Source organism: Arthrobacter sp. MW3 TE3886 (assembly GCF_041262145.1).
GTDB lineage: Bacteria > Actinomycetota > Actinomycetes > Actinomycetales > Micrococcaceae > Arthrobacter.
Genome location: NZ_JBGCAN010000001.1, coordinates 3,306,150 through 3,330,123, shown reverse-complemented (window position 1 = coordinate 3,330,123; position 23,974 = coordinate 3,306,150). Strand labels below are relative to the sequence as shown.

Annotated in this window: 17 protein-coding genes and 1 pseudogene; 17 read left to right on the top strand and 1 reads right to left on the bottom strand. The window is 63.3% G+C overall.

Annotation, left to right across the window (positions count from 1 at the left end; genetic code table 11):
- Window positions 1-8: 8 nt before the first annotated feature.
- The 3 genes and pseudogenes from ABH915_RS15140 (at window position 9) to ABH915_RS15130 (ending at window position 2,968) form a co-directional block, all read left to right on the top strand.
- A complete protein-coding gene (locus tag ABH915_RS15140; protein ID WP_370122774.1) occupies window positions 9-755 on the top strand; it encodes a lysophospholipid acyltransferase family protein in 747 nt (248 codons plus the stop codon).
- A 14-nt stretch (window positions 756-769) separates the two neighbouring features.
- Window positions 770-1,819 (top strand): NAD(P)H-dependent glycerol-3-phosphate dehydrogenase, encoded by a 1,050-nt coding sequence (locus tag ABH915_RS15135; protein WP_370125015.1) that lies wholly within the window; start codon window positions 770-772, stop codon window positions 1,817-1,819.
- Window positions 1,820-1,836: 17 nt separating this feature from the next.
- Window positions 1,837-2,968 (top strand): annotated as a pseudogene (locus ABH915_RS15130) (D-alanine--D-alanine ligase family protein).
- 44 nt (window positions 2,969-3,012) lie between these two features.
- Here ABH915_RS15130 and ABH915_RS15125 read toward each other — a convergent pair.
- Window positions 3,013-3,513 carry a DUF3515 family protein gene (locus tag ABH915_RS15125; protein WP_370122771.1) on the bottom strand — a complete coding sequence of 167 codons (501 nt, stop codon included), beginning with the start codon at window positions 3,511-3,513 and terminating at the stop codon, window positions 3,013-3,015.
- Between the two features lie 748 nt (window positions 3,514-4,261).
- Here ABH915_RS15125 and ABH915_RS15120 point away from each other — a divergent pair.
- The 14 genes from ABH915_RS15120 to ABH915_RS15055 all read left to right on the top strand — a co-directional run bounded on the left by ABH915_RS15120 (window position 4,262) and on the right by ABH915_RS15055 (window position 23,686).
- On the top strand, window positions 4,262-4,423 hold the full coding sequence (locus tag ABH915_RS15120) for a hypothetical protein (RefSeq protein WP_018773503.1): 162 nt from the start codon (window positions 4,262-4,264) through the stop codon (window positions 4,421-4,423).
- A gap of 5 nt (window positions 4,424-4,428) precedes the next feature.
- On the top strand, window positions 4,429-5,688 hold the full coding sequence (locus ABH915_RS15115; protein WP_370122768.1) for a glycosyltransferase family 4 protein: 1,260 nt from the start codon (window positions 4,429-4,431) through the stop codon (window positions 5,686-5,688).
- Window positions 5,685-7,424: a glycosyltransferase family 4 protein gene (locus ABH915_RS15110; protein ID WP_370122765.1), complete on the top strand. Its 1,740-nt coding sequence runs from the start codon at window positions 5,685-5,687 to the stop codon at window positions 7,422-7,424. Before ABH915_RS15115 ends, ABH915_RS15110 begins: the two co-directional genes overlap by 4 nt.
- Entirely contained in the window at window positions 7,421-8,314 is an 894-nt protein-coding gene (locus ABH915_RS15105) for an ABC transporter permease (protein ID WP_370122762.1), read from the top strand. Before ABH915_RS15110 ends, ABH915_RS15105 begins: the two co-directional genes overlap by 4 nt.
- Entirely contained in the window at window positions 8,301-9,191 is an 891-nt protein-coding gene (locus ABH915_RS15100; protein WP_370122759.1) for an ABC transporter ATP-binding protein, read from the top strand. Before ABH915_RS15105 ends, ABH915_RS15100 begins: the two co-directional genes overlap by 14 nt.
- Before the next feature lie 3 nt (window positions 9,192-9,194).
- A complete protein-coding gene (locus ABH915_RS15095; protein ID WP_370122756.1) occupies window positions 9,195-11,117 on the top strand; it encodes a glycosyltransferase in 1,923 nt (640 codons plus the stop codon).
- A 7-nt stretch (window positions 11,118-11,124) separates the two neighbouring features.
- Window positions 11,125-12,435 carry a UDP-N-acetyl-D-mannosamine dehydrogenase gene (wecC, locus tag ABH915_RS15090; RefSeq protein ID WP_370122754.1) on the top strand — a complete coding sequence of 437 codons (1,311 nt, stop codon included), beginning with the start codon at window positions 11,125-11,127 and terminating at the stop codon, window positions 12,433-12,435.
- A complete protein-coding gene (locus ABH915_RS15085) occupies window positions 12,428-13,267 on the top strand; it encodes a hypothetical protein (RefSeq protein ID WP_370122751.1) in 840 nt (279 codons plus the stop codon). Before wecC ends, ABH915_RS15085 begins: the two co-directional genes overlap by 8 nt.
- 4 nt (window positions 13,268-13,271) lie before the next feature.
- Complete coding sequence (locus tag ABH915_RS15080; RefSeq protein ID WP_370122748.1) at window positions 13,272-15,194, top strand: glycosyltransferase family 2 protein; 1,923 nt, start codon at window positions 13,272-13,274, stop codon at window positions 15,192-15,194.
- A gap of 12 nt (window positions 15,195-15,206) precedes the next feature.
- Window positions 15,207-17,501, top strand: coding sequence for a glycosyltransferase family 2 protein (locus ABH915_RS15075; RefSeq protein WP_370122745.1), 2,295 nt, complete (start codon window positions 15,207-15,209; stop codon window positions 17,499-17,501).
- Entirely contained in the window at window positions 17,498-18,415 is a 918-nt protein-coding gene (locus tag ABH915_RS15070) for a hypothetical protein (RefSeq protein WP_370122743.1), read from the top strand. The genes ABH915_RS15075 and ABH915_RS15070 overlap by 4 nt, the downstream gene beginning before the upstream one ends.
- 168 nt (window positions 18,416-18,583) lie before the next feature.
- Window positions 18,584-21,622, top strand: coding sequence for a glycosyltransferase (locus ABH915_RS15065; RefSeq protein WP_370122740.1), 3,039 nt, complete (start codon window positions 18,584-18,586; stop codon window positions 21,620-21,622).
- Window positions 21,623-21,933: 311 nt separating this feature from the next.
- Window positions 21,934-23,031, top strand: coding sequence for a DUF563 domain-containing protein (locus ABH915_RS15060; protein WP_370122737.1), 1,098 nt, complete (start codon window positions 21,934-21,936; stop codon window positions 23,029-23,031).
- Between the two features lie 367 nt (window positions 23,032-23,398).
- On the top strand, window positions 23,399-23,686 hold the full coding sequence (locus ABH915_RS15055; RefSeq protein ID WP_370122734.1) for a transposase: 288 nt from the start codon (window positions 23,399-23,401) through the stop codon (window positions 23,684-23,686).
- Window positions 23,687-23,974 lie beyond the last annotated feature (288 nt).

The window sequence follows — 23,974 nt, the reverse complement described above, 5'->3', positions numbered from 1 at the left end:
GGGGACCTGTGAAGGAATCGGCCAAGAGCCACGTCACGTTCGTGACAGTCGCCGGGATCATCCGTCCCGTGATGAACCTCCTCATGGGAAAGAAGTGGGAAGGCCTCGAAAAGCTCCCCGCCGGGGGCTTCATCGCCGCGCCCAACCACTGCACTGAGATCGACCCGCTGGTGGTGGGGCACATGCTCTACAACCAGAAACGGATGCCGCATTTCCTCGCCAAGGCCGGCCTCTTCAAGGTCCCGGTACTGGGCGCTGTCCTGCGATCGACCAAACAGATCCCGGTGGAACGTTCGACGACGGGGGCGAACCGTTCGCTGCAACTCGCCAAAGAGATCGTGAACGAAGGCGGGGCGATTATCATCTACCCGGAGGGAACCCTGACCCGGGACCCGGCACTCTGGCCGATGAAGGGGCGCACCGGTGCGGCGCGCATGGCGCTGGAGAGCGGCATTCCCGTGGTGCCCATGGCCCACTGGGGTGCCCAAGAGGTCTTCCCGCGGTATGCGAAGCGTTTCTACATTTTCCCCCGCAAGACTTCCCGCCTGGTGGTCGGGGATCCCGTGGATTTGAGCGCCTTTGAGGGCCGCCCGCTGGACAAGGCAACGCTGGACTCAGCCACGAATGCCATCATGGACGCCATCACTGGCCTCCTGGCGGGACTACGCGGAGAACAACCGCCCGCCCAGCGGTGGAACCCAGCAGCGCACAACCAGCCAACGCACGGCCGCATAGACCCGGACGTCACAGCGTGACGGCGGACTTGGCGATGCCGGCCACCCGCGAGTCCGGGTCCGCCGCCACAGTGGCCGTCCTGGGGGCAGGCTCCTGGGGCACGACCTTCGCCAAGGTCGTGGCCGACGCCGCCACAGCCTCCGGCGTCGAGCGAAACATCCGCCTCTGGGGCCGGCGGCCCGAAGTCGTGGACCAGATCAATACCATGCACCGCAACGAGCAGTATCTGAAGGGCATCACGCTGCCGTCCAGCATCACGGCGTCGAAGGACGTTTCCGAGGTCCTGGCGGGCGCGGAGCTGGTCATTCTGGCCGTGCCGGCACAGACCCTGCGGCCGCAACTGAAGGCCTGGAAGGAGCATCTGGCGCCTGGGGCCGTCGTGGTGTCCCTGATGAAGGGCCTCGAGCTCCACACCGACGCCCGCATGAGCGAGGTCATCTGCACGGAACTGGACCTGCCCGCGGACCGGGTCGCCGTGGTATCCGGCCCCAACCTGGCCATGGAGATCGCCCGGGAGGAGCCAACGGCATCCGTCGTGGCCTGCACGGACTCGAGCACCGCAGGCTGGATCGCGCGCAGCTGTACCGCGCCCTATTTCCGCCCGTACACCACGAGCGACGTGATCGGCGTCGAAATCGGCGGGATCGTCAAGAACATCATTGCCCTGGCCGTCGGCATCTGTGAAGGCAAGCAGATGGGCGACAACACCAAGGCCTCGGTCATCACCCGCGGCCTGGCGGAGACCTCCCGGCTGACACTCGCCCTGGGCGGCGAAGCCAGGACCATGGCGGGGCTTGCCGGACTGGGTGACCTGGTAGCCACCTGTTCCTCCCCCCTGTCCCGAAACCACACGGCCGGCAGGCTGCTGGGCAAGGGGCTGACCCTCGAGCAGGTCACCGCCGAAATGAAGCAAACGGCCGAAGGCATCAAGTCCAGCCAGGCGGTCCACGAACTTGCCGGAAAGCTCGGCGTGGATATGCCGATCACGGCCGCCGTCGTCGCGGTCCTTGCCGGAAAACTGTCCGTAGACGAACTGGGGCCGCTGCTGCTGTCCCGGGACCTGAAACCCGAAGGCGATCACTGAGAGTGTCAGAGAACAACATGACCACAGAAGGCCGTACGGGCCAGCCCAAGCCCCGCGTGGCGGTGCTGTTCGGCGGCCGCTCCAGCGAGCACGCCGTCAGCTGCGTGACAGCTGCCGGCGTGCTGGGCGCCATCGACAAGGACAAGTACGACGTCATCCCGATCGGGATCGCCAAGACCGGCCAGTGGGTTTTGGCCTCCGGCGGGACCGACGAGTGGTCGCTCTCCTCCTCGTCGCTGCCCGAGGTGGCACCCTCGGCGCAGACCGTGACCCTGGCCGAGATCGGCGGCGAGCACCAGCTGATCGTCGCAGCCCCGAACACTGTTCCGCAGGAGCTCGGCGCCGTCGATGTCGTCTTCCCGCTGCTGCACGGTCCCTTCGGCGAAGACGGAACCATCCAGGGCCTCCTGGAACTGTCCGACACCCGATACGTGGGCGCGGGTGTGCTCGCGTCCGCCGTCGGCATGGACAAACACTTCATGAAGGTGGTCTTTGAATCGGCCGGGCTCCACGTGGGGCCCTACATCGCCGTGACCGACCGGCAGTGGCGCAACGACCCCGAGACCGTCCGCAAGCGCGTGGACCAGCTCGGCTTCCCGGTCTTCGTCAAGCCCGCCCGGGCAGGGTCTTCCATGGGCATCTCCAAGGTGGATTCCCTCGATGGCCTCGACGCCGCCATAGAGATCGCCCGCGAGCACGACCCTAAACTGGTCATCGAGGCCGGCATCACGGGCCGCGAGATCGAATGCGCCGTGCTGGAGGGCCGGGGGACCGATGCCCCCCGGACGTCGATGCCCGGGCGAGATCTCCGTCGCGGGCGGCGGACACGAGTTCTATGACTTCAACGCCAAATATGTGGACGACGCCGCGGCCCTCAGCTGCCCGGCCGACCTCCCCGAAGAAGCGATCGCCCGCGTTCGGGAACTGGCCGCCGTCGCCTTCGACGCCGTCGGCGGCGAGGGACTCAGCCGGGTTGACTTCTTCTACACCCCTGACGGCGAACTGATCATCAACGAGATCAACACGATGCCCGGGTTTACGCCCAAGAGCATGTACCCGCAGATGTGGAAGGCCTCAGGGCTGGGCTACGCCGACCTGATTGACGAGCTGATCCACCTGGCCCTGCACCGCAAGACCGGTCTGCGCTAGGTCTGCTGCTGGGACTGGGCGGGCGCGGACGCGCCTGCCCGGACCTACTTGCTGGTGGGCAGGTTCTGCAGGTCCTCTTGGCCCACGCATTTCCGGGTTGCCGGGATCTTCAGCGCGGCGGCGGAGAGGTCCGCGAGCACGGTGGCCGAACTGATCTTGTCCGGATCCATCAGGATCTCCGTGGCCGGTTCGCGGCCGAACGTGGTCAACGTCCACACGGGGTTGCCTTCCTTGATGACCCAATCGACGTCGTTGACGCTGACGCAGCGGTCCGTCGTGGGGCCGGGAACGTTGACGCCGCAGCGCAGAATCACTTGGGACGGATCGCCCCAGGCCGCCGTCGCCTGGGCATTGGTCTTCCGCAGCCTGGCATCGCCGATCGCGTCCGGCAGGGCCAGCATCATCGGCGCGCAGGCCGCGTTCGCGGCATCCTTGGCGGGCGTGACGTCGACCACCGGCGAGCAGGATGAAAGTGCGACGGCGGTCGCGGCGGTGACCAAAGTAATGGCAAGGCGCGCGGAAACCGGACGGCTGAATCGGAGCATTTATCCAGCTTAGCCGGGACCGCGTGGCGCTACGGTTACGGGTTCAGGAGTGCGGGTAACATCACTTGAAACAGCCTGACTCAAGCCTTCGAGTAGACTGGGACCTCGTGCACCTCTGGGGCTCTGCCGACAAAGACGTTAGTGTTGGCCGCATAACGCACACCTGATTCAATCTCGCACTGTGGGGGAGGGACTGTCGATGACGTCGTGCAGCCGAAAGAAATCCATAAGGATCGGGCTGGGAGCTTTGCTTCTAGCCGCTTCAGTCATGGGCACGGCGACAGCCGCCAATGCTGCGGTAGCCGTTCCCCACCCTCTCGTCCGATTCCTGACCACGACCCCGGCTCCTTCGCCCGGCTCCGGCGATCCTCTTCAGCCAGCGGACCCCGCTCCTGAGCCTGCTCCTGAACCCGTTCCGGTCCCTTCCGAACCTGTTCCGGCTCCGGCGCCCGCACCGGCTCCTGCGCCCGCTCCTGCACCAGCGCCCGCCCCGGCTCCTGCACCAGCGCCCGCCCCGGCTCCTGCTCCAGCACCTGCCCCTGTTCCCGCGCCAGCACCTGTTCCGGTGCCAGCGCCCGCTCCTGCGGTGGTGACTCCCGCTCCTGTACCGGTAGCGCCGGCCGTCGTAGCTCCGGTTGTCCCAGTCCCCGAGCAGACTCCCTCGGAAACCCCGACCCCAACACCCACGCCCACACCGGCGCAGTCCACGGCGCCCGCCATCATCGCTACTCCCACCAAACCTCCGGTGATGGTGAAGTCGGAGGTCCAGGCGGCAGTGGCCGTTGCCACGGGCAGCCCCTTGGCCGTCCAGGCCATCACCGTCCTGGTGCTGCTGGGCATGGGCTTTGCCTACTTCCGGTTCATCGGTTCCAAAAAAGTCACCGGCGTTCCGCGCACTGGTAAGTCCTGACATCCATGCAGGATGAAGCCCTGGTGGAGTCGACTGCGCCTGATCCCGTGAGTGAAAGCCTGCGGGTCACGCTGATAACGCACTCCTACTGGCCGGAACAGAGCCCTCCACAGCGCCGCTGGACCGCCATGATCAAGGAGTTCTCGCACTCAGGCTGGGACGTCGACGTCGTGACTCCGGTGGCACATTACCCCTTCGGGCGGCGGGCCCTCCCGCGGTGGATGGCTGGCAGGCCGTTCCGGCTGCGCAACGGCCAATTCACCGAAAAAATTCTCCACGTCCCTTACCTGCGCCACGGCAACTCCCGCGCCGCGCGGCTGCTGGACCAGTGCTTTTCGGCCTTTCTGTCGATTCCCGGCGGCATGATGGTCCGCAAGCCGGACGTCGTCATTGTCACCGCCCCCGGCCTCCCCTCGCTTGCCGCTGGCTATGCCGTCGCCAAATTGCGCGGTGTACCCCTGATAGTGGAAATGCGTGATGCCTGGCCGGACCTGGCCCGGGACGCCCGCCTCGTTCAAGGCAGTGTCAAAAGCGTTGTGGAGCACGTGGTGGACTTCGTCCAGCACCGGGCGGACCTCGTAGTCACAGTGACGGAGGGCTTCGCCGCCACGCTGCGGTCACGCGGTGTCCGCAACGTGGCGACCGTCAGCAACGGAGTGCATCTGGACGCCATCCCCGTGGTCGGGCCGCCGGAGCCCGAGCGGGACGTCTTCGAGGCCCTTTACCTGGGGAACCACGGAGAGAGCCAAAAGCTCGACGTCGCCATCCGCGCAAGCGCCCTCGTGGGGGACTCCATGCATTTGCACATGGTGGGCCACGGGACCCAGAGGCCGGCGCTGGAGAAACTGGCCCGCAAATTGAAAGCCCCTGTCACGTTCCACCCGCCCCTTACCGGAGACGCCATGCTGGAACGTTACGCGTCGGCGGACACTTGCATCGTGTCCTTGCGGGATGACTGGAAATCCTTTGAGACCACCGTGCCGTCTAAGACCTACGAAGTTCTGGCGATCGGCCGACACGTCACCGCTGTGGTGAAGGGAGAAGCTGCCCGAATCGTCTCGGACGCCGAGGCCGGCGACATCGTGGCCAGCGATCCGGAACAGCTGGCGGCACTGTGGCGTGAGCTGGCTGCCGACCGCGGCCGCCTGGTCCGCAACGGCGACAGCCGCCAGTGGGTCAAAGCTAACGCCGAGTACGAGCAACTCGCCGGCCGCTACATGGGACTGATCACCGAACTGCTCGCGGAAGCCCGCCCTAACCGATGATGCAACTGCTCAAAAACGTCCGGCTGGCCCAGGGTGTTGTCCGCCAACACCTGACAGACGATCCCGTCATCCTGTTCCTGCAGCTTTCGCGCAGGCTGCCCTCGGCCGTCCTCCCCCTCGCCAAGCGCCTGTGCAAGCTGGCGCCGAAGAACTCCACCTCCGCAGCCGTATTGTTCGCGGCCCTCGCCGCCGGTGACGACGCCGACGTCGAACGGCGGCTGCGCATCGCTGCCGACGGCTCCGTCGAGGGGGAGCAGGCCCGACGCCTGGCCGACGTCGCCCTTGCCGCGAACCTCCCCGCGTTATCAGACGATTTCCTGACCAAGGCAAGTACGGCGCAGCGTCTCAAACAGGCCCGGGCACGTCGTCTCTGGTATGACGGCGACGTCAGCGGCGCGGTCGAGGCCCTTAATGGCTCAGGAGCGGCGGGACAGCGGCAACGTGCCCGCCTGGCTGCTGAGGCGGCCATCCTGACGGACGCATCGCCCTCCCTGGAACGCCGACCCTACGAACCGGTTCCCGGCCGGATTCTGCATCTGCTGACGAATTCGCTGCCGCACACCGCCAGCGGCTATGCCCAGCGCTCCCACTCGACGTTGCTGGCCCAGCAGGAAGCGGGCTGGGACGTGCTTGCCGTCACCAGGATGGGCTACCCCGTGCAGGTCGGTAAACTCCTCGCAAAATCCACGGACACCGTGGACGGCATCCGGTACCAGAGGCTCCTGCCGGGCACGATGACCCAGTCCATTGACGCCCGGCTGCAGCAGCAGGCGGAGGAACTGCTGGCCGTGGCCCTGGACTTCAAGCCGAGCGTTCTGCATACCACCACGCACTACGTCAACGGACTCGTGGTGCGTGCCGTGGCTCAGGCCCTCGGGATTCCCTGGGTCTACGAGGTCCGCGGTCAACTGGCCGACACCTGGGCGTCCACCCGCGGGCCCGAGGCCCGGAGCAGCGAAAAGTACCGGATGTTTCAGCACCGGGAAGCAGAAGTCATGCAGCATGCTGATCTGGTGCTGACGCTCGGGACAGCTATGAAGGCCAACATCATTGCTGCCGGGGTCCCGGAGAGCAAGGTCCTCATTGCCCCCAACGCTGTTGGCGGTGACTTCCTTACCGAACCGCTGGACAAGGCCAGTGCCCGGCGTGAGCTCAGTCTCGCAGAAGACGGACAATTTATCGGCACGGTGAGCAGCTTGGTACCCTATGAAGGGATCGAGGACCTCATGGCCGCGTTTGCTTTGCTCGCGGCGGACATGCCTCAGCTCCGTCTCCTGATCGTTGGGGCCGGTTCTTCCATGCCATCGTTGCAGATTCAGGCGCAGCGGAGCGGATTCATCAACCGCATTATCTTCACAGGCCGGGTGCCTCGGAGCCAGGCGGCCCTGTACCATCAAGCGCTGGATGTTTTCGTTGTGCCGCGCAAGGACCTGGAGGTGACGCGTTCCGTGACACCCCTCAAGCCCGTGGAGGCCATGGCCTGCGCCCGGCCCGTGGTGGCCAGCGACTTGCCGGCGTTGGCGGAAATCGTCGAAGACGGGGTAACAGGCCTTTTAGCGGAGGCGGGGGATCCTGTCTCAATCGCCACGGCGATCCGGAAACTGCTCTCCGAGACACAGCTCGCAGCAAAATTCGGAGCTGCCGGCAGGGAACGCGTGTTGCAGGAGAGAACATGGGCCGCCAACGCGGTTGCCCTGGCACGAGAGTTGGAAATGCTGGGAGTAACTAACAGATGAGCGTCCAGGAACAGACCCAGGCGGACGAGGCCAAGACACCCACGATTTCTGTGCCCGTCAACCTCGTCCGGCTAAGCAAGGTGGGGCAGCGGCCCGACTTCCTCGATTACCTGGTCCAGCTGTGGGACCGAAGGAGCTTCATCTTCTTCGACGCCCGCGCGCGGGTTCAAAGCGGCAACGACAAAACCCATTTAGGCGCCGCCTGGCTGGTTTTGACGCCAGCCCTGAACGGACTCAGTTTCTATCTGATCTTCGGCCTGTTCCTGGGCACCAGCAAGGGCATCGAGAACTTCGTCGGCTACCTGATCATCGGAGTCTTTACGTTCTCGATGTCCACTCGGTCTATTCTGGGCGGAGCCAAGTCGCTCACAGGCAACACGTCCATGATCCGGGCCTTCCAGTTTCCCCGGGCATCGCTGCCTATTGCGGTCAACGTGCGGGAACTGCTCTCCAACGTTCCCGTGACAATCGTCATGCTGCTCTTTGTCATCTTCACGGCACCAGCTGAAGAAATCACGTGGCGTTGGCTGCTGATCATTCCGGCGATCCTGCTGCAGTTCCTCTTCAATTTGGGGATTGGCATGCTGCTGGCCCCCGTAATCCTCAAGATCCCGGACCTGACGCACCTGCTCTCGTTCATCATTCGATTCTTGATGTATGTCTCGGCGGTCTTCTTCGCGGAGGACCGGTTCGGACAGTATCCCGTCGTGCGCACCATCATGGATTTCAACCCGATATACCAAGTGATCAAGGTCATTCGAGACTCTGTTCTTTACGACACCACGCCATCCTGGCGGTCCTGGGCGGTCCTTGGTCTGTGGGCGCTGGGATCAGTTGCCGCCGGGCTCTTTGTATTCTGGCGCGGAGAGGAAAGCTATGGACGTGTCTGAGGTGTCAGGCGGCCACATCAACGAGCCGACAGTGGTAGTAGACGACATTTCAGTGGTCTACCGGACCAAGAATCAAACGCCTGGGCGGACCAACGCCCGGACCTCGGTTCTGCAGAGACTTCGCGCTCCCCGCCGAGGCGACACCGTGGTGAAGACCAGGGCGTTGAACAAGATCTCCTTCGTGGCCAACCAGGGTGACTCTATCGGCATTATCGGCCGGAACGGGTCCGGGAAGAGCACCCTGATGAAGGTCCTTGCCGGGCTGATCATCCCCGACACCGGAACCGTCTATGCCTCAAGCAACCCCATCCTGCTCGGTGTCAACGCGGCACTGATCAGCTCCATCTCCGGTGCCCAGAACATTCGGCTCGGCTGCCTTGCCATGGGCATGAGCCACGCAGAAATCGATGCCAAGTTCGATGACATTGTCGAGATGTCCGGCCTGGAGCACGAGATCTACCACCCGATGAACTCCTATTCCTCGGGCATGGGCGCGCGCCTCCGCTTCGCCATCGCCGCTGCCGTGGACCCCGAAATTCTCCTGATTGACGAGGCCCTCAACACCGGTGACGCCCAGTTCAAAGATCGCTCCAAGGCCAGGATGGAGCACGTGACCAACCAGGCCGGAACCGTGTTCGTTGTCAGCCACAGCCTCGGAACCATTACGGGCATGTGCAACCGCGCCATCTGGATCGACAAGGGCGACTTCATCATGGACGGAACCCCGGACGACGTCGCCAAGGAATACCGGAACTTCATTTGGCGCATGAACGAGGGCAACGCCGACTACGGCCGCCAGATCCGGGCGGAGCTGATGGCAAGCCTTCCGGAAATGCGGACCACGCTGCTGCCCAACGGCTGGAAGCGGTCCAGGTAGCGAATGAGTTTTCGAAACGAGACGGCGTACTGGCGCCGCGCACTTTGGCACGCCCGCCGGGGCGGCATGTCCCAGGTCAAGAGCTATCTCCACCGCAGCACGGCCGAGCGCGACGAGGCCAGCATGGCCGGAGTTCGCGGCGCGGAAGGTGCTTGGCGCGGCTTGGGACGCAGCCGGCACCTGATCTTCCGTGAAGCGGCCATTGACATCGCGCAGCCGCGGAACCCGGACCTGCGAGTCGGCATCATCATGGACGACTTTTCCGCGGCGGCATTCTCCGCCGAGTGGACCGTCGTGGCGCTCAGGCCGGACAGCTGGGCCCAGCAGTTGCGTGACGAGGCACTGGACTTTGTCGTGGTCGAATCCGCCTGGGCCGGTAACGCCGGACTCTGGCGGGGCAAAATCACGGGCCCCGCCGGCCCCGCAGCAGTCTTCCAGGAATTGGTGGAAGGATGCCGGGCAGCCGGACTTCCTGCGGTCTTCTGGAACAAGGAAGACCCGCCGCACTACGAGGACTTTCTCCCCGCAGCGAGATTGTTCGACCACGTCTTTACCACCGACGCCAACATGCTTCCCCGTTACCGGGCGGACCTGGGCCACAGCCGGATTTCCGTGCTGCCCTTTGCCGCGCAGCCCCGCATCCACAACCCGGCCCGGCCCCGGCACGGCTGGCACGCCCGCGAGATTGCATTCGCTGGAATGTACTTTGCGCACAAGTATGAGGACCGTCGGCGCCAGATGGAGTACTTGCTGGGAGCGGCCGTGGACGCGACGGCGGGCAAGCGGCCAGGCTTTGAAATCTTTTCGCGCCAGCTTGGCAGGCAGCCGCAGTATCAGTTCCCGGGAATCCTCAAGAAGCACGTGGTGGGATCCCTGTCCTACAAACAGATGCTGACCGCCTATAAGGCGTACAAGGTCTTCCTCAACGTCAACTCCGTCACGGATTCGCCGTCGATGTGTGCCCGGCGCATTTTCGAGATCACGGCGGCCGGCTCCTGCGTGGTCTCTACTCCCAGCGCGGCCATAGCGGAATTCTTCCCGGGCAATGAAATTCCCACGGCAGACAACCGGCACGATGCCGCGCACCTGTTGAAGGCGCTGACGGCCAACCCGGACTACGCACAGCGCCTGGTCCACAAGGCCCAGCGCAGAATCTGGGCGGAACACACCTTCAGCCACCGGGCACAGTCCATCGCGGCTGCGGCGCGGCCGGCCCTTGCCGCGCCGGCGCCCAGGGCCCAGGTATCGGTCCTCGTCTCTAGTTTCCGTCCGCAGCAACTCGACCATGTCATTGCCGGCGTCGCCGCCCAGCAGGGCGTGGATGTCCAACTGGTCTACCTCGCCCACGGGTTTGAGATCGACGAATCCGCATTCCGGCGCAATTGTCTGGAAGCGGGGATTCTCGACGTCGTGGTTCTTCAGGAACCGGGGCAAACGCTGCTCGGTGAGTGCCTGAATGCCGCCGTGGCGCGCGCCGATGGCCGGTTCTCCACCAAATGGGATGACGACGACATTTACGGCCCCATGTACCTGGGCGACCAGGTCAACGCCATGATGTACTCCGAGGCCGAGGTGGTGGGAAAGCGGGCGCATTACATGCACCTCGCCGGGGCTGGTGCTACGATCCTGCGCAACCCGCAACTGGAACACCGGTTCGTGGAAGCAGTCTCCGGACCGACGATTTTCGCTGCCACCGACACGTTCAGGCGCATACCCTTCCATCCCGTGCAGCGTGGGGAGGACTCGCGCTTCCTGGGCGACGTCATCGAGTCGGGCGGTCGGGTGTACTCCGCGGACCGCTTCAACTACTGCCAAATGCGGGGCGCCGACGTGGCGTCACACACCTGGCCCATCACCACTGAAGAGCTTCTGGCTTCTTCAAAGATTCAGTTCTTCGGCTCGCCCGAAGACCACATTTTAGTTTAGGGGAGACATGGACGAGACGATTTTTGATGTTGCCGTCATCGGACTTGGCTACATCGGCTTGCCCACGGCGGCCAGCTTTGCCGCCAAAGGCAAGCGCGTGGCCGGCGTCGATGTAAAGCAGTCGACCATCGACGCCGTCAACAGGGGAGAGGTTCCCTTTGTGGAACCCGACATGGGCGTGGTGGTTTCAGGTGCGGTCAGCCTGGGGAACCTCGTTGCGATGTCCACCGTACCTGCGGCCGACGCGTTCATCATCGCTGTGCCCACCCCGCTCGCGGAGGGCAACGGCGCCGACCTCTCCTACCTCCGAAGCGCTCTCGAGGCCCTCGCCCCCAAGCTGCGCGGCGGCGAACTTGTGGTCCTGGAGTCCACGTCGCCTCCGGGCACCACGGACCGCCTGGGCGCCTACCTCACGGAGTTGCGGCCGGACCTGTCGCTCGAAGCGGGTCCCGGACTGAACCATGTCCACGTTGTGCACTCCCCGGAAAGGGTGTTGCCGGGGCGGATCATGGTCGAAATGGTCACCAACGACCGCGTGATCGGAGGCCTGACCGAAGAGGGGGCCCAGCTGGCCAAGCGGCTTTACGAGGTCATCTGCCAGGGCCAAATCCTGGTCACGGACGCCACCACGGCCGAAATGACCAAGCTGGTGGAAAACACGTTCCGCGACGTCAACATCGCCTTCGCTAACGAGCTCTCGCTTATCTGCGACAACCTGGGCATCGACGTGTGGAAGCTGATCGAACTGGCGAACCACCACCCGCGCGTGAATGTCCTTCGACCCGGCCCCGGTGTGGGCGGACACTGCATCGCGGTGGATCCCTGGTTCATTGTCGACGCCGTCCCGGAACACTCCGTCCTGATACGCACCGCCCGCGAAGTCAACGACGCCAAGCCGCACCATGTGGTCCGGCAGGCTGTAGAAGCACTGGCCGACCAGCCCGGGGCAACCGTGGCTGTCCTCGGCCTGGCTTTCAAGGCCAACATCGACGACGTCCGCGAGTCGCCGTCCGTGACGATCGTCCAGGAGCTCGTCCGGCAGCTGCCTGAAAGCACCATCCTGGTCGTTGACCCGAACGTCGAGGAACTCCCGACGGCGCTGGCAGCATCCGGCCTCTCCGTGCTCCACGGCATGGAGGAAGCCGTAGCGGCCGCGGACCTCGTGATGCTCCTGGTGGACCACGACGAATTCCTGACCCTAGACCTGCAGTCCCTGGAGGGAAAGAACGTGATCGACACCAAGGGCATCTGGAACCAGCAGGAGCCCTCCGAGCCCAATCGGCTGCACGCGCCCGTGGGGGCCTCCGTCAGTGGATAAGACAAGCCACGCCCAGTCAGCGGCAGCGGCTATTGAAGACGAGCTGCGACACGCCGGTTTCGCGCTCAAAGCCCTGCACAGGCCGCGGCAGGAGACCCCACTCGTCAGAATCCTGATCCCGGCCGCGAAGGCCACGGACCTGGAGATTGCAGGGACCGTCGCATCGCTATTCGGCTCCGCGTGCCAGGATTTCACCGTGGACGTTCTCGTGGAGGACAGGCGGCCGAAGCTGGAGGAGTGGCTCGTCACGGACCGCCGCTTTTCATTTCCTCGAACGGACGGACGACAGCCTGCTGAGGCCGCCTACACCCTGGTGCTCAGCGCGGGAACGGCCATCGGCCTGCACTCGCTGGAGGCGATGATCGACACCCTGCGCCAGACGCAGGCACTTGTCCTGAGGGCACTGGTGGACGGGCAGTCCGGCGCGATGGAACTGTGGCAGACGGCGACCCTCCGGGAGCTGTCAGAAACCGGTGACCCTGAGAAATCCGCACGAAGCGCCGGCGGTGAACGGTGGGTTTCCGGCAGCGCCCTGGGCCTGCATGACTTCCGCCGCCCCAAGCCCAAGCTCCACCTGCGGAAGGGCGCCGCGGCAACCCTTGACCTCAATATCGTGGTCCGGGATTTGGCCGACGCCGCTACCCGCCTCGACTATGAGCAGAAGATTCGGCACCTCGAGGCACGGCTGAAGAAGTCCGAAATCGAGCGCCGCCGCCTGGAGCAGGGGATGGCCCCGAACCGCGGCCTCTCCCGCGCCCGTGCCATTGCCCGTAAGGGCCCGGCCTACATCTTTGGCCAGCTCAAGTCCCGCGCGGGCGGGGTTGGGAGCTAGCAGGATGCAGATCAAGAGCGTTGTCGTCGGCCCGGCAGAGCACTCCATGGCGCAGCTGGCGTTGGACCTAGGACTGGACTACGCCCGCACGGACTGGGAGCACCGCGACCCCAAGGCCGCGTCCGACTGGGAACACGCCGTCCCTGCAGATCAATTGTGGTGGGATCACTACGTTGTGCAGACCGCGTCCCTCGCCGAGGCCAGGACGCTGCTTCCCTTGTTCCGCAGCGAGGGACGGGCGCAGCGCTTCGTCCTCGTGATCCGCGGTCTCTTCCCGGCAGCTGATCTGCCGGTCTGGACGCCGCGCAGCCTCCAGGTCAAGGCAGGCACGTCCGCCCTGACCGTGCCGGGACTCGGCTTCGCCGTGGTGGTGGAAGGCGGCAAATGGGTGAATGTGCACGCTGCCGCCCTCGCCGCACTGGGCTGTTGCTCGCCTGCCGCGCCGCGGCCGGTGCTGGGCGGACTGCGCGTCGGTATCAGCGACCCCTCAGACGGGGCCTGGCTCGCTGGCGATTCGCTGGGCAGCTTCATGACGGAACAGCTCCTGCAGCCCGAGCCGGATGACATCTATTCCGTCGACGTACTGATCGGTCCCGCCGAGCTCGAGCAGCGGCTCAGTGATCAGATCGCCGCCCAGCCACGACGGGTAACCCCGCCGGTCTGGACTCCGTCGGCGACGGTGCTGCCTCCTGTTGATACCGCCGTCGTCTCTCCGATGGGGTTCTTGCCTTACCCGGAGAAGCCGGCTCGTGCGCTCGAGCCGAGGGAGCTCGGCCAAGGGGGAGACCTCGGCGAAACCGGCCTCGCCGCCCTGCGCCCGCACGACTATGTCGAGGTTGATGGCGGCCGCTTCGGCGGCCTGGACCGGCAGTTGGCGCGGCGCCTGAGTCAGTTCGCCGTCGCCGGCGTGCCGATGCTGACGCGTGCATTGCCGTCCCCGGTAAGGTCCATGCTGGGTGACCGGCTGGTGGACTGCATCGAGGCCTTCGACGCCGGTGACGCGCCGGTGGTGCGGGAATCGAAGTCCATTGACCTGCGCCGGACGGCGCTGGACCTTTACAGCCCGCGCGCCGTCTGGAACACACTGCGGGGCCGGCTCGGCAAGCCGCTGCTTCCCGTACCCTCGGTGAGCGTGGTTCTGGCCACCCGCCGGCCGGAGAAGCTGGCGTCGGCCCTGGAGCAGCTGGCATGCCAGAGCTGGGAAGCCGTGGAAGTGGTGGTGGTGCTGCACGGCTTCGACCCGGACCTCTCCGAAGTCCGCCGGGCTGTGGAGGCGTATCCCGGCGAGCTGCAGGTGCGTTCCGTTCCGGCCGACATGATTTTCGGCGACGTGCTGAACGCCGGTGTCAGCGCCGCCGGCGGCGATCTTATCTGCAAGATGGACGACGACGACTGGTACGGCCCGCACCACCTGCGGGACCTCGTTCACGCCAAGGACTTCAGCGGTGCCATCCTAGTGGGGGCACAGGTCGAATTCGTGTACCTGGAAAGCCTGGACATCACCACCCGCAGGCCCCCGCTCGGCGAGCAGTACTCGGACCACGTTGCGGGCGGCACCATGATGCTCGGCAGGGACGAGCTGCGTCAACTGGGAGGGTGGCGGCCCGTTCATCGTGCCGTCGACCGATGCCTCTTGCAGGCCGTCCAGGCCGCCGGGGGACTCATCTACCGCTCCCATGGCCAGAACTACGTAATGCAACGCCACTCCGGGGCGGATTCGCACGGCGGCCACACTTGGAACCCCGAGGACAGCATCTTCCTGCAAAGCGTTGCCGAACAATGGGACGGGTTCCAGCCGCCGCCACAGATCGGCCCGGTTTCGGACCGTCCTGCAGGAGCGCGGCTGGATGCCATGCGCAGCCACTTTGCCCGCGTGCCGGTTCCAGTCTCGTCTCAGTCCGCCCTTACTACTCATCCGCATATTTAGAAGGCTCAGGGAATGAAATTTCAACAAGCTCTCCGCAGACTTGCGCGCCTGTCCCCGAAGAAAAAAGCGGCCGCCGCTTCCTTCGCCGTCCTCTTTTCCTTGGTAGTGGTGGCGGCTTACGCTCGCACCCCCTGGATCCTGGCACTGCTGATGCTGGCCTTCGCGGCCGCGCTGGCCGTGGGGGCGTTGTACATGGACAGGCTCTTGAAGGTGTCCCGGCGCGCTGCCAAACGCGCCATCGCCGCGCAGTCAAAACAGGCTGCAATTTTGCCGGACCCGCGGCCCGGTGCTCTCGTTGAGTGGGGTGCCCGCTCCCGGATCCCGGAGGCACGGCTTGCCCAGCGGTTGACCAAGCTCCGTTCCGTCGACGGCCGCGATGTCCTGGTCAGTACGGCTACCACGGGCCAGTGGGGCTGGCGGGACATGGCTGTAGCCCTCGAAATGTACCGGATCGGGGGGAAGACCCGGCGGAGCGTTCAGCCCGTGCTGGACAAGACACCCCGCTCCGTACTGCTGCATCTCGGCGACCTCTGCTTCCGCCAGAACGTTCTCCAGGACGACATCCTCAACGCGGCCACGCTGTATAAGTACGTCTTCCAGCGCCTCGGAGCGAAGCCGTTCCGGGGTAAGCGACGCGGGGAGTTCTTCCTTGACGCCCTTGCCCGGACCGGGCAGGGCGAGGAAGTCATCCGGCTCCAGGACCTCTATGACGCCGAGGAAAATAACTCCAACGACCTCCACCTGTACCGGGCCAACGCGGCCAACCCGTTCAAAGACAATGCAGCCGACGCCGACCAGTGGCTTGCCGAGATCAACGACATCTACGAGCGGGCGGGCTTGTCACGGCTTTCGCTGGCCGAAGGCACCGCCCCGGCCTTCCTGCGCCTGCAGTCAGAAGCGCCCGTCACTGTCACGGAGGGGCCGCTCGTCACCATCGTCATGCCCGTCTACAAACCGGACGAGTACACGGACCTGGCGATCCGGTCGGCGCTCAAGCAGAGCTACCAGAACATTGAGATCATCATCGTTGACGACGGTTCCGGCGGGGACGCAGCTGAACGGCTTAACAAGTGGCTGGCTGCGGACGATCGCGTCAAGGTGGTGCTCAACGAGCCCAACTCCGGCGCGTACACGTCGCGCAACATCGGGTACTCCATGGCTCAGGGCGAGTTCATCACGATCTTCGACGGCGACGACTGGCAGCACCCGCAGAAGATCGAGCTCCTGGTCCAGGGCGCCCTGCAACAGACCGACGGAAGGCTCGTTTCCGCTCCTTGGACGCGCGCGGACGAGGACCTCTTCTTCCACTACCGCGGATGGCGCGGAGCCTTCATCACGCCGGCCCACGTGTCCACCATGTTCCACACGCCCACCATTCGGAAGCACCTGGGCCACTGGGATTCCGTCCGAAAGGCCGCGGACACGGAGTTCATTCTCCGCTACCAGGCCCTCGTCAATGGCGAAGAGCCTTTCGAAGTGTGCGAGGCACCCTTGACGATGTCCCTGGTGGGCGCCTCGAACCTTTCCATGGAAGATTTCCGTCTCGGCTACAGGTCGCCGGACCGGGTGTCCTACCGCGATTCTTACGAGCACTGGCACAAGATGATCCAGACGGGCGAACACTCCGGCTACCTGGACTTCCCGCTTGCCAGGCGGGCGTTCCCGGCCCCGTCCCGGTTCCTTCCGGCCGGTGCCAAACAACAGGACCTGGAACTTGATATCCTGCTGGTCGGCGATTTCGGCGCGGACTCCCTGGTGGGCGTACTGATGAAGGAACATCTTGCGGCAGCAGTAGAGAAGGGACAACGGGTTGGGCTTATGCACTATCCGAGCATCCTTCACACGGCCGCCATCGACCGGTCATTCTCAGATGAGCTCATGGACGCCTTCCACGACGGGAGTCTTGTCCGCGTGGAGGTCACGGACCGCGTGCGGTCCGCGACAGTCAACGTCTATGATCCGACGGCGTTCCAGTACAGCCGGGAGCTGCGCAGCGGGCACGCTGCGGAACATCTGTCCGTATGGACGGACGAGCCGCCCTATAACTGGGAAACGGACGAACACAAGTACGAGGTCGGAACGGTGGAACGGAACCTGTTGTCGGTCTTTGGCGCTCCTATCCGTTGGGTTCCGCTCAACGAACGGACGTTGCGGATCATCACGGAGTCCGGGCACGGACAAAAGTCCATCGGTGACCATGTGGCGCCAACAGACACGCTGACCATTCCCGACAGCCCGGCGGAGGAAGCTCCGCTTACACTGACAGGCTCCACTGTGGGCGCTTTTGAAGCAGGAGAGAATAAATGAATTCGCAGAACATTACCCAAGAAACGGCTTGGGACGAGCGGAACAATGTTGAGATCCGCCGCCTGGGGTCCGCCAGCGAGATCGATCATCAGGCGTCGGAACCATACGAGTTCGTTGTGCCGGGGGCGTCTGGCGGCCCGCTCGATATCGTGGGACTTTATGCGCCGAGGGTATCAAAGACGCTGATCGTGACGTTCCATGGCTCACTTCAGCGGTCCAAGTACCAGCTCCCGCGCTTTGAGTGGCGGAAGTCGCTGGCGTCCATCGATGCCGCGCAGCTTTTTATCGCGGACTCCAGCCTCAATCTCAGCGACGGCATACCCCTGGCGTGGTATGTCGGCAATGAAGCCCAGGACCTGACCTCGGATGTGGCATTGCTCATCAAGGAGATCGCGGCGGCCGCAGGTTACGAACGCATCCTGCTGACCGGCTCCAGTGGAGGCGGCTTTGCCTCACTTGCCGTATCGCGGCAGATCAGCGGCTCTCTGGCCGTGTGCTTCTCGCCGCAAACCCGCGTGGGGGACTACGAGCGGTCGGCCGTCGGCACTTTCACCCGGGTCTGCTTTCCCGAGTTCGACGGCTACGACAGCATTGAGGAGAGTAACCGTCCGCGGCTGGACCTTCGGCACCTCTACACAACAACGCGGGACCGAAACTTTGTGTGGTATGTCCAGAACACCCGGGACACTTCGCACTTCGAGAAGCACTACACGCCATTCGCAGAAGCGCGCGGCGTGGATCCCGCTGTGGGCGGGCGTGACGCTTCCGGCTGTATTGAGTTTGTGCCGCAGGAACTGCAGGCGGGCCACGAGCCGCCGTCCCGAGGGCGTTTTCGTGGCCACGTCATGGATGCGCACAAGGCTTTCTTCGGCGAGGAACTGGTGGTCCTCGACGACCAAGGGACTGAGAAATAGGTATAAGGGTCCAAGGATCCATTCGATAACCATGGTCAGCGTCAACGAGGCCGGCTGACGACGGCTTGCTGACCCCGCACGGGCAGCAAGTTGGATACAGATTTCTTCTGACTGCGCCCGCTGGGGCGGGGTCAGCCAAGTTCACAACAGACTAAGGAAACGTACCCAATGATTGCTTCGGCACAAGCCCTCGACCCCGTTCCGGCCCGCAGCCAGCGGCTGATCAACACTGAAGTGTTTGATGCCGAGTACTACGCGGCAGAATCCGGGAAGGACTTCGAGTCAAAGCAGGCTGCGGCACGCCACTTCGTTCAATATGGGATGAAAGCCGGTCTCAGCTTTCATCCGTTGTTTGATCTTGGAATGTTTCCAATGCCCGTTCGTGATCGCTACAAGGCCGGCGATGTCGAGTTTGTGCTGAGCTATCTGCGCAGTCCGGAGTCGCGAGAGCATTTGTGGTCGTGGCTGTTCGATCCTGCCGGCCTCACAGACCCCGCGGCCACCGGATCCTTGCTCCTGTCGAGATACCGCGCCGGCAAGGTTCGCGCACTTCCGGTGCCGGACAAGTTGCCTGGTTCCGCTCCGGGTTGGCCTGAAGTGCGGGCTACTATGATTGCCCACGCGCTGACATCAAAGACCTTCGAGCTCGGCAAGAAACCTTTGCGTCTCCCGACCTGGTCCGCGGCCGTGGAGCAGAAGTGGCTTGAAAGTATCGCAATTGTCCCTGTCACCACTACTGGCACGGACCCTGTGGTGAGTATCGTCATGCCTGCCTGGAATCGCGAAGTCGCAATCAGGGATGCCATTGAGTCTGTTCGCGGCCAGAGCCTGAAGTCGTGGGAACTGATCGTCATTGACGACGGCAGCACGGACGGAACACGGGAAGTTGTGCAATCCTTCGCAAGCCTCGACAGCCGTATTCGTTTGGTGGAGGCTGACCACCTGGGCGTTTGCGCGGCCCGCAACCGGGGCATCGAGGAATCGCGTGGAGAGTTTCTTGCATTCCTTGATTCCGACAACACTTGGCGCCCAGATTTTCTCAGGAACATGTATGCCGGACTGTGCGCCCAAGGCGGGGCGGCCGCCTATTCTGCAACGCGCATGCTAAGTGGCCGCGAAGAATTCACAGGCCAGCCCATCACGGCTAACCAACTGCTGGTCCGGAATTACGTCGATCTCAATGTCCTCGTGGTACAAGCATCTCTAGTCCGCGGGCTGGGCGGCTTCGACACTGCTCTGCGCCGTTGGGTTGATTATGACCTCGTCCTTCGCATTACCGAGAGGACCGGCATCGATTTCTTTCCGTTTATCGGTTGCGACTATGTGGACGATCACAACGAGGACAGGATTACGCGAAGGGAGTCAGCCAACTGGGAATTCGCGGTACTGGGCAAGAATGTGCAGAACCGGTTTGTTCCTGATTTTGTCACCGAACGGGCGCAAGCTCCGTCCCTGTCCGTGATCGTGCGCATCACTGACAGTATCGACGTGGCCATTCGAAATATCCGCAGGGTTCAGGAAACCGTTGACGCTGATTTAACCGAACTGATTGTCTTGGACGAGGTCCAGGGTTTTCGCACGTCCCAGCGTCTGCGTGCTGCACTCGCGGGCGTGCCCGGCCTGAAGTACATCAAGCTTCCGCGACGCTACACGGAAGCAATTGCCTACAACGTTGCCGCCGCCCATGCGCTAGGCCCAAATCTCCTGTTTCTCAAGGAAAGCGTTGAGGTCCGGAGCGGCACCCTGGAGAAGCTTGTTGAGCAGTTCGACGATGAATCTGTGGTGGCGGCCCAGCCACTCTTGACCGACCCCGCTGGCGTCGTCGTCTCGGCTGGCGCCGCCGGACACCGTAACAGCCTCGCTGTCCCCCTGTTCCGGGGCCTGAATATTGCCGATGCCCGCCGCCACAACGGCAGGGCGGTCGACGAGCTGTCACCAGCTATGTTCATGGTCCGTGCGGAATCCTTTGAGCGACTCGGACGCTTCAACACGATCTTTGCTGGAGAGGCGGCAGTCACCGATTTCCTGCGGAGGCTCGGCAAATCTGGTACAGGGGAGTTTGTCGTCGAGACCGCCGCGGTCGCAGTGGACCATTCGGCGGATGCCTTCGCGGAGCACCCGCCCTTGGCCGCGGCGGACCCCGGTTGGCTGAGTGAATCCAGGAAACCTGCCAGACCGGTGGAGGCACACTACAAGGACATTGGCTTGGATATCGTTGCCATGACTGCGCCACGAAGCCCCCGGCTCCAGCCTGCGGCGCCGGTGGTCGTTAGGCAGACCTCCGGGTCAGAGCCGGCAGCGGGCCTGCGTTGGGCGATCAAAATCGGCGCCGACTTTAGCGTTGGCGGTGACCGCTGGGGCGATGTTCCGTATGCGGCTGATCTTGCTGAGGCACTCACCGCCCGCGGCCAGGAAGTTGTGGTCGACAGGGCTGCTGCCCTCGCCCGCCCTTCAAACCACTTGGACGATGTTGTGGTTGTAATTCGTGGCCTGCACCCCTGTGATCCCCAGCCGGGCAAGACAAATATCCTGTGGGCGATCAGCCGTCCGGACTTGATTACACGTGAGGAGCTCCTGGGGTTCGACGTCGTTTTTGGTGCGTCCAGAATCTGGTGCGAGTACGTCCGAAGCGAGTGGGGGATCGAAGCGCACTACCTGCCGCAAGCCACGAACCCGCGCCGGTTCCGTCCATCGCCTTCCGCCGCCGAGAAGCCAGTCTACGACCTGACCTTCGTGGGTGGGCCGCGGAAGCCACTCGGACGCAAAATTGTCGCCGATTGCGTCGAACTTGGCCAAAACGTCAGTGTGTGGGGCCCACGCTGGGAGCAGTTCATTCCGGCAGAGATGGTGGTGGCCGATTTCATCGACAATGACCACCTTTCTGAGGTGTACAGCTCGTCCAAAATTGTCCTCAATGACCATTTTGAAGACATGGCGCGGTGGGGGTTCGCCAACAACCGCCTTTATGATGCCGTGGCCTCAGGCGCGAGGGTGATCAGCGATGACGTAGACGGCATCGACGAGATCTTCAAGGGAGCTGTCCGCACCTACACTTCCATCGAGCAACTGGCCGAAATCCTGGCCGATCCGAAGGGGTTCCCAGACGATTCTGAGATGATTGCCATAAGCCAGATGGTCCGGGACGAACACAACTTCGACAAACGAGCTGAGGCGCTCCTTGAGGCGGCCCTTAGATGCCGCGCGTAGCCGCTGGCTTTTGCTGACGATGGGTGTTCCGGGATGGACTACAGCTGACCGAGGGATAGACCAATGGTTTAGGTCGATTAGGCGAAGACTCCGAAGGGCGGTGGTGCGGATGCCCTCGACACCAAGCAACGCGTCTCTACTATGGCAACCGGACCAACAGGGAAGGAAGTGAAGGGTGGCTTATCAGGCTTAGCCAGTCAGAACCAGCAACGAGGCTCGTCTGCGAACGGCAGGATTCCTGCTGGCTCTTCCGCTATGATTGCTTGGCCACCGCCACCCGCAGTCTCTCAAAACTTTAGGATCAAAGCGTCATGAACCAGGTCGAAAGAATCGTCAGTTCTGGATGGCGAGATGCCGCCTTGATCGCATCCGCTTCCGGCTGCGATGTTGAAGATCAGGGAGTCGGCACCTTTCGTCTCAGACCCGGCGCGTCCATCGAGACCAAGCAAAAACTCGCGCTCGTTCGTCTTCAGACTGAACTATCGGCCGTCTCCCCATCAGCGACCGCATTCATGCTCCATGATGTATTGCTCCTAGGAAACGGCTTCATGGTATGCACGGAGGATGGACTAGTTCGGGAGTCGCGATATCTCGCTAGCAATTTGGAACGGCGAGTTGAACTGTCGTTGCGCGACGAACCTGTACTGCTCGATGATTCCGTCACCTGGATCGTCGCCGGTAATGCGTCTTCGCGGAGTAACTACTGGCACTGGTTTGCACAGATTCTTCCGGCCGTTCTCCACTGTCGCGATTTTGCTAGGTCTCTTGGCAAATCGAATCTTGGTGTCATCACCGGTCCCCTCAAAGACTGGCAGGTCGAGAGTCTCTCGGTTCTGGGGATTCCCCAGGGGCTCGTCGTTGAGATCAGTCAATTCCAAAATGCTCAGGCCAAGACGTGTTTGTATAGTTCGTTCCTCTCTGGGTCATCGGTGTTCGCAAACAATGGCTACAGAGAAGAAATAAGTGAAACATTCGTGCGATGGGCCGGCGATCATCACTCGGCAGACGTAAAGCTAGCCATTTCCAGGAAGGACACCAAGAAGCGTCCCCTGGTGAACGAGGATTCATTGCATGTTGCGCTTGCTGCCGACGGGTTTCAGATCGTTACGGGCGGAACCATGTCACTTCGAGAACAGATTCAGGCATTCCGCTCGGCGTCGGTGATTGTTGCGCCGCACGGCGCTGGTTCGACCAATGTTTTGTTCGGGCGCGCCGGTGCTCTTTACATTGAGCTAGCCCAGTTGAGCTACCCGAATGCTGGACCGCTTTCGTTATGCAAGACTTCCGGAATGCTGGCTTGGATCGACCTGTTCGAAGACGACGGTAAGGGGCAGGCCACGGACGGGTGGACGGCGTCAACCGATATCGTACGTGCCACTATCTCTGATGCCGAGTCGATGTTGTCCTAGACCGAGACCAACCCTTTCATGCTGCGGTATTCTCCTACCAGCGTAAAGCACATTGCCTGTTAACCGGCTCGTCAAGGTTTGTTGCTGGAGTGATTTCAGGGTGGGTGAGTGTCACGCCGCCGTCGGGACGGCACTTCTCATGAGGATAACCGATTGCAATTGCGACATTGCGGAAGCCCTCGTGCGGTGCATTTGATGTGTTTGATTCCGGTGTTCTTTGCGTCGGCATTGCCCAAGTCACGGCCGTCCAGGGCTGGCGGTCCAGACACAGCGACGGTCCCGCTGCCGTTGTCGCACGGGCCGATCCGCGGCGGCTCGCGTCCGCTGTCATTACCTCGGCGCGGAACTCGAAGCGAACCAGAAGGCCTTGGCCGAGCACGTCGACCGCATGGCCCCCGGCGTCCTGGCCATCCACGGGGTGGGCCCTGTGACCGACGCGATCATCCTCGCCGCCTGTTCACATCACGGCCGGGTCCGTTCCGAAGCGGCCTTCGCCGCTCTCGCCGGTGCGAGTCCCATACCGGCCTCCTCCGCCACCCGCGCCTACATCGAGCGGCGCACCGGCGAGGTCAAGAGCCCACAGGTAATCCGCCAGTGCCTCAAACGCTTCATCGCCAGACAGCTCTTCCGCCAACTCCAGACACTCATGGCTTGACTCGCCACCATAGAAGGGTCGTCTAAGATTACTTGTCATTGCTGTCAGCAGCTCTCTCACGGAACCAAAGGATCGATGCGTCATGAACCACGTCGAAAGAATCGTCAGTTCTGGATGACGAGATGCCGCCTCGATGGTCTTCACTGCCGTGGCGCTGTCGTCGATCCGCTCACGCACCAACCACCACAGACTTCGTCCTGTTCTCCGCAAACGGCCCCTTCAAACGCTGAAAGCCCCTCGAGGGCTCATGCATTTCATAGGGTGAGATTCCTCGCGTTTGAACAGCGG